Origin of the sequence: Yoonia sp., from assembly GCF_014859355.1 — a bacterium.
Taxonomy (GTDB): domain Bacteria; phylum Pseudomonadota; class Alphaproteobacteria; order Rhodobacterales; family Rhodobacteraceae; genus Yoonia.
Genome location: NZ_JACUUJ010000069.1, coordinates 1 through 6,329, shown reverse-complemented (window position 1 = coordinate 6,329; position 6,329 = coordinate 1). Strand labels below are relative to the sequence as shown.

The window sequence follows — 6,329 nt, the reverse complement described above, 5'->3', positions numbered from 1 at the left end:
GGCTACAAGGCTGACCGCTGGCAGGGCCGCGCCATCATGACCGGGTCCATTTTTGGCTTCTCGCTACCGAATTTCTGGGTTGGGATGCTGCTGATCCTGATCTTTGCGGTAGAATTGCGCTGGCTACCTTCGACCGGACGCGGAGAGACAGTCGAGGTGCTGGGCATGCGGCTGTCGATCTTTTCCGAGAACGGCCTGAAATATATGATCCTGCCCGCCCTGACGCTGGCGCTTTACAAAGCGTCGCTCGTCACACGTCTGGCGCGCGCAGGCACACAAGAAGCGCTGATGCAGGACTACGTCAAATTCGCCCGCGCCAAGGGTGTGTCGGAAACCCGTATCCTGATGGTGCATGTGCTGAAAAACATCATGATCCCGATCATCACCGTTCTGGGGTTGGAACTGGGGTCGATGATCGCCTTTGCGGTTGTGACCGAAACGGTTTTCGCATGGCCCGGCATGGGCAAGCTGTTGATCGATTCGATCCTGAAACTCGACCGGCCTGTGATCGTGGCCTATCTGATGATGACGGTCATCATCTTCATCATCATCAACTTTACGGTCGATGTGATCTATACGCTGCTTGATCCGCGCGTCCGGGTGAAGGGGGAAGCGTCATGAGCATGACCGCGCCACCTGCCCCCGCCCCGATCACCAATGACCCTGGCCGCGCATGGCGGATCGCCGGGCAGCTTGCAGGGATCGCCGTGTTGGGGTCGCTCGCGCTGCTGTTGGGTGGCGTTGATGTCGGGGTATTTGCCCTGCGCGTTGTACTGTTGGTTGGTCTGGTCGTGTTGGCAGCCGCGCTGTTGCAGGGCAAAGCGCGCAAGTTCTTTTCCGGCCCAGCCGCGTATATGGCCACGTTCAGCCTGTTTGTTCTGGTGGTGCTGGCTATCTTCGCGACCGAGATTTCGCCACAGAACCCCTATGACCTGCGTCAACTGAGTATCATGGATGGCCGTCTGGAACCGGGTTCCACCACGTTTGACGGGTCGATGACCTTTCATCTTGGCACAGATGAACAGGGTCGCGATATTCTGTCGGGCATCCTCTATGGCCTGCGCGTGTCGCTGTCGGTGTCGATCATTGCAACATTGGTCGCCATGCTGATCGGGGTTGTCGTGGGCATTTACGCAGCCTGGGCCGGTGGCCGGATCGAAGCCGTGCTGATGCGGATCGTCGATTTCCAACTGTCGTTCCCGTCCATCCTTGTGGCGCTGATGCTGATGGCGGCCTTCGGGCGCGGGCTGGATAAGATCGTGATTGCGCTGATCATCGTGCAATGGGCCTATTACGCCCGCACAGTGCGCGGCACCGCCCTGTCCGAAACGCGCAAGGAATATATCGACGCCGCACGCGGTCTGGGTCTGCCGTCCTGGCGGATCATCTTTCGCCACCTTTTGCCCAACTGCATCCCGCCCTTGATCGTGATTTCCACTGTGCAGGTCGCCAATACGATCGTGCTGGAATCGTCGCTGTCATTTCTGGGCGTGGGCGTGCCAATCACGCAGCCATCGCTGGGGCTGCTGATTGCCAATGGCTATGGCTACATGCTGTCGGGGCAATACTGGATGAGCATGTATCCCGGTCTTGCGCTGCTGGCGATCGTTGCGTCTATCAATATGGTGGGCGACCGGCTGCGCGACACCCTGAACCCGAGGTTGACACGATGAGCATTCTTGACGTGCGCGACCTTCAAACGCATTTCTTTACCGATGCCGGTGTGGTCAAGGCCGTAGACGGTGTCAGTTTTTCCCTGTCTGCAGGCGAGGTTCTGGGCCTGGTGGGTGAAAGCGGGTCGGGCAAATCCGTCACCGGGTTTTCCATTCTGCGCCTGGTCGATGCGCCGGGGCGCGTTGTGGGCGGGCAGATCAATTTCAAAGGGCAGGATCTGGCCAAACTGTCGGACCGCGAAATGCGTGCGCTGCGGGGCAACCGGATCGCGATGATCTTTCAGGACCCGATGATGACGCTGAACCCGGTCCTGCGCATCGAAACCCAGATGGTAGAGGCCGTGCGCGCCCATGACCGCGTGAGCCAAAAGGCCGCGTGCGACCGGGCGATCGGCACATTGGCCAAGGTCGGGATTCCGTCACCTGCCGAACGTCTGACCGCCTATCCGCACCAGTTTTCGGGGGGGATGCGCCAGCGTGTGGCGATTGCCATTGCGCTGCTGAACGGGCCCGACCTGATCGTGGCGGATGAACCGACAACCGCGCTGGATGTGACGATCCAAAGCCAGATTCTCGCCGAGGTGCAACAGCTTGCGCGTGAAACCGGAACCGCGCTGATCTGGATCACCCATGATCTGGCGGTGGTGGCAGGGTTGGCCGACAAGATTTCCGTGATGTATGCCGGCCGGATTGTAGAATCCGGCCCCACCGATGCAGTTCTGACTGCGCCGGGTCACCCCTATACGCAAGGGCTGCTTGGCTCGATCCCCGGTCATGGGCGACGGGGGGAACGTCTGACCCAGATCCCTGGCATGGCGCCCAACATGGCGCTGTTGCCCGATGGCTGCGCCTTTGCCCCGCGCTGCACCCGTGTCAGCGATACCTGTCGCAGTCGCGCCCCCGAGATCACGGCCATCGACCCCGCGCGCAGCCTGCGCTGTTTCCACCCTTCTGTGACAATGACGAGCATCACATGACACCGATTCTGGAACTAGATGCCATATCGCGCCGGTTTGAAAAGAAACTCGACAGTGTCGAACGTCTGGCGCGCAGGCTGGGGGCGGACCTGCGCGAGACCTGCGTCAACGCGGTCGATGCCGCCAGTTTCCATATCCAACGCGGCGAGGTCGTCGGGCTGGTGGGGGAATCGGGCTGCGGAAAATCCACGCTTGGACGGATGGTAGCAGGGCTTTTGCCAGTCAGCGATGGCGTGATCCGCTACGAGGGAACTGACATAACCGACGCAAAAACAGCGGCTGCCCGCGAAAAGCGTTTAAGTATTCAGATGATCTTTCAGGATCCGATGTCCTCGCTCAATCCGCGCATGAAAGTGGCCGAGATCATAGGCGAGGCCGCAGTTTACCACGGCCTGACCACAAGGCGCGAAGTTGCGGGCTATGTCGATGAACTGTTGCGCAAGGTGGGGCTGGACCCCGCTTTCGCGCAGCGCTACCCGCATCAAATGTCGGGCGGCCAGCGCCAGCGGATAGGCATTGCGCGCGCTTTGGCGGTGCAACCGGAATTCCTAATATGCGATGAAAGCATCGCCGCACTGGATGTGTCTATTCAAGCGCAGGTCATAAACCTGTTTCAGGATCTGCGCCGCGATCTGGACCTGACCTATCTGTTCATCAGCCATGATTTGGGGGTCGTGGAACATATCGCCGATCGTGTCGTGGTCATGTATCTAGGCCGCATCGTTGAAATCGCATCAACTGCGGCGCTGTTCGACGTCCCGCGCCATCCCTACACCCAAGCGCTGCTGGATCAGGTGCCCCGTCTGGGCGCCGGCAGGCAGGAGTTCAGAACGGTGAAGGGGGAAATTCCATCGCCACTGAATCCGCCAACAGGGTGCCATTTTCATCCCCGCTGCCCGATGGCCGGCCCCCGTTGCGGGCGCGAAGTGCCGCGCACATTGACCACAGACGGGCACAGCACGGCCTGCCATTTGCACGACGGAGGTGTCGCATGATCCGGACCATCCCACATGTGCTGACGATCCATGGCGTCAAGACCCAGAAACTCCCGCTGGTTTTTGACAGTCCCCATTCCGGCACCGACTATCCGGCTGATTTCGACCATGCCGCCGATCCGCTGACCCTACGCCATGCCGAAGATACCCATGTGGCTGATCTGTGGGCAGGGGGGGGTGACGTGGGCGCGCTGCTGCTGGAAGCGCATTTTCCGCGCTCGTATGTCGATGCCAACCGCGCGGCCGACGACATGGAGCCTGATCAAATTGAGGGCGACTATCCCGGCGTGCTTAAGCCAACTGTCAAAAGCCGGTTGGGCATTGGCCTATGCTGGACCCGCGTTCCGCCGGACGGTGGGCCACTCTATACCCGTCGCCTGACCGCCGCCGAAGTTGCGGCCCGCATCGCCACCTATCATCGTCCCTATCAGGCCCAGTTGCGGGGGTTGCTGGATAATAGCCACCGCCAATGGGGCGCGGTCTGGCACATCAATTGCCACTCGATGCAAGAGCTCGCCTCGGCCATGTCCACGCAGGATCGCGGCACTCCGCGGCCTGATTTCGTGCTGGGTGATCTGGATGGGACCGCCTGCGAACCAGCCCTGACTGAAACCGTGCGCGCCTTTCTTGCCGCGCGGGGCTATTCGGTTGCGGTCAATGACCCCTACAAGGGAATGGAATTGATCCGTGCCAATGGGGCGCCTGCGCAGGGGCGGCACTCGCTTCAGATCGAGGTCAACCGCAAGCTATACATGGATGAACGCAGCCGTGAGCGGAATGACGGCTATGGCGCGCTCAAGGTTTGTTTCAGCGATTTGGCCGCACATCTGGCGGCGCATGTCACACATCAACTGGAAAGGATTTCGGCCCAATGACCCAAGCGCGCAGTGGTTCGGCCACAGGATTGCCCAACCTCTATCCTGTCGAACTGACACCTCCAGACCTGACGCCTTATGCGCGTGGGACCGGGGCGATTCCTTATATCTGGACCTTTGACAGCGGACGACCGGGGCCGCATGTCGCCATCACGGCCATTGTGCATGGCAATGAGCCCTGCGGCGCGCTGGCTTTGGACTGGCTGTTGCGGCACGACACGCGGCCTGTTGCCGGCAAACTGTCGCTGGCCTTTATGAACGTAGCCGCGCATGAGGCGTTTGATCGCGATCTCCCCGATGCCTCTCGTTGGGTTGACGAGGATTTCAACCGCGTTTGGTCGCCTGAGGTGCTCGACGACCCTGACCGCAAATTGACCGAAGAACTGCGACGCGCCCGCGAAGTGCGCCCTTGGCTTGATACTGTTGATGTGCTGCTGGATATCCATTCCATGCAAAGCAAGGCATCGGCCTTGACCATCGCAGGCCTTTTGCCCAAAGGGCGCGATCTTGCGCGCCAGGTGGGTTATCCGGCGCTGGTCTTCAACGATCAGGGCCATGCCGAGGGGCTGCGGATGCGCGACTACGCAGGGTTTGGCGACCCCACATCACCGCGAAATGCCATGTTGATCGAATGCGGCCAGCATTGGGAAGCCGCCGCCGAAGGCATCGCGCTGGAATCAGCGATCCGGTTTCTGCGGGTCACTGGCAGCGTCGATACCGATTTTGCGCAGGATTGGATGGCAACGCGCGCAGCCCCCGACCCGATGCAGTTCTTTCAAGTCTCAAAGGCAGTGACCATCCAGACGGATGGCTTTCGCTTTGCCCAGGACTGGACCGGGCTGGAACATTTGCCGCAGGGCACCTTGATCGGCTATGACGGGACAACCGAAATCCGCGCGCCCCATCCCGTGACGGTGCTGGTCATGCCAACGCGCAGAATATGGCGCGGCAAGACAGCCGTGCGCTTGGCGGAACCGATCGTGGTGTAGAGCGTATTTCGAAAAGGTGGGAGTGGTGTTACGAGATATTCCCGTCGCCGTGAAACCGGAAAACCGATGTCGGCGGGCGAATCAACGCCGGTTTAGCACTACGAGAAACACAAGCGGAGCAAGCAGGATTACAAACAAGATCCGCGCGAGATGGTGCGTGGCAACGAAAGCAACGTCTGCCTGAACGGCAAGCGCGATCAATACCATCTCGGTCAAGCCACCCGGGGGCAGCGCCAACAGTGCCTGATCGCCGCGCACCCCCGCGATGCTCTGCATCATCGTGTGGGCGAGCAGGGCGAGAGCAAGCGACGATCACCAATGCCACGACGATCGTATAGACCAGCAAGATCATGACCTTATCGACCCAGACGGCTGACTGGCAGCCTTGGCCTTATTCTGCAGATACAATGCCGCTTTCTCACCGTCGGCTTACTGCCCTTGGTGATTAGGAGCGCTTCATTTGATTGTTTTTTCGGTCAACGCCTGGTCAACCGCTGGCTACCGTTTTGTCAATATGCCCAGCCGTGTAAAGGGTAAGCGCCGTCCTCGCCCCATTGGGATTTCGCTTGCGGGCTGGTTCCCGGTGCGCGCGGCTGGCGTTTTTTGCCTTCGTGAGCGATCAGAATGAGCTCACTGGGGACTCCCGGATGAGCTCATTGTGAGGGGATGGTTGCCGCGGCGTAGTCCCATGGCATCAACGCATCGATGTCCTTGTCGAGATGACCATTGACGAGCCTGGTGAAGAGATCACTCAGGTAGGCATAGGGTTCAACGCCGTTCATCTTGCAGGATCCGATCAGGCTGGCGAAGCGCGCCCAGG

Annotated in this window: 8 protein-coding genes; 6 read left to right on the top strand and 2 right to left on the bottom strand. The window is 60.2% G+C overall.

Features of this window, described 5'->3' with window-relative positions:
- From IBX59_RS14560 to IBX59_RS14535, 6 genes are all read left to right on the top strand, one after another.
- On the top strand, positions 1-621 hold a 621-nt coding region (locus IBX59_RS14560; RefSeq protein WP_296376850.1), incomplete at its 5' end, for an ABC transporter permease.
- Positions 618-1,673, top strand: a complete 1,056-nt coding sequence (locus IBX59_RS14555; protein ID WP_296376847.1) for an ABC transporter permease — start codon at positions 618-620, stop codon at positions 1,671-1,673. The genes IBX59_RS14560 and IBX59_RS14555, both read left to right, overlap by 4 nt.
- On the top strand, positions 1,670-2,650 hold the full coding sequence (locus IBX59_RS14550; protein WP_296376845.1) for an ABC transporter ATP-binding protein: 981 nt from the start codon (positions 1,670-1,672) through the stop codon (positions 2,648-2,650). The genes IBX59_RS14555 and IBX59_RS14550 overlap by 4 nt, the downstream gene beginning before the upstream one ends.
- Positions 2,647-3,645, top strand: coding sequence for an ABC transporter ATP-binding protein (locus tag IBX59_RS14545; protein ID WP_296376844.1), 999 nt, complete (start codon positions 2,647-2,649; stop codon positions 3,643-3,645). The genes IBX59_RS14550 and IBX59_RS14545 overlap by 4 nt, the downstream gene beginning before the upstream one ends.
- Entirely contained in the window at positions 3,642-4,520 is an 879-nt protein-coding gene (locus tag IBX59_RS14540) for an N-formylglutamate amidohydrolase (protein ID WP_296376843.1), read from the top strand. The genes IBX59_RS14545 and IBX59_RS14540 overlap by 4 nt, the downstream gene beginning before the upstream one ends.
- Positions 4,517-5,509, top strand: a complete 993-nt coding sequence (locus tag IBX59_RS14535; protein ID WP_296376839.1) for a succinylglutamate desuccinylase/aspartoacylase family protein — start codon at positions 4,517-4,519, stop codon at positions 5,507-5,509. The genes IBX59_RS14540 and IBX59_RS14535 overlap by 4 nt, the downstream gene beginning before the upstream one ends.
- A gap of 81 nt (positions 5,510-5,590) precedes the next feature.
- Here the strand turns inward: IBX59_RS14535 and IBX59_RS15185 are convergent, their stop codons facing one another.
- Positions 5,591-5,803, bottom strand: coding sequence for an AbrB family transcriptional regulator (locus IBX59_RS15185; RefSeq protein ID WP_367119392.1), 213 nt, complete (start codon positions 5,801-5,803; stop codon positions 5,591-5,593).
- Positions 5,804-6,162: 359 nt separating this feature from the next.
- Positions 6,163-6,329: transposase domain-containing protein (locus tag IBX59_RS14530; RefSeq protein ID WP_296376851.1), on the bottom strand; the 167-nt coding region annotated here is incomplete at its 5' end.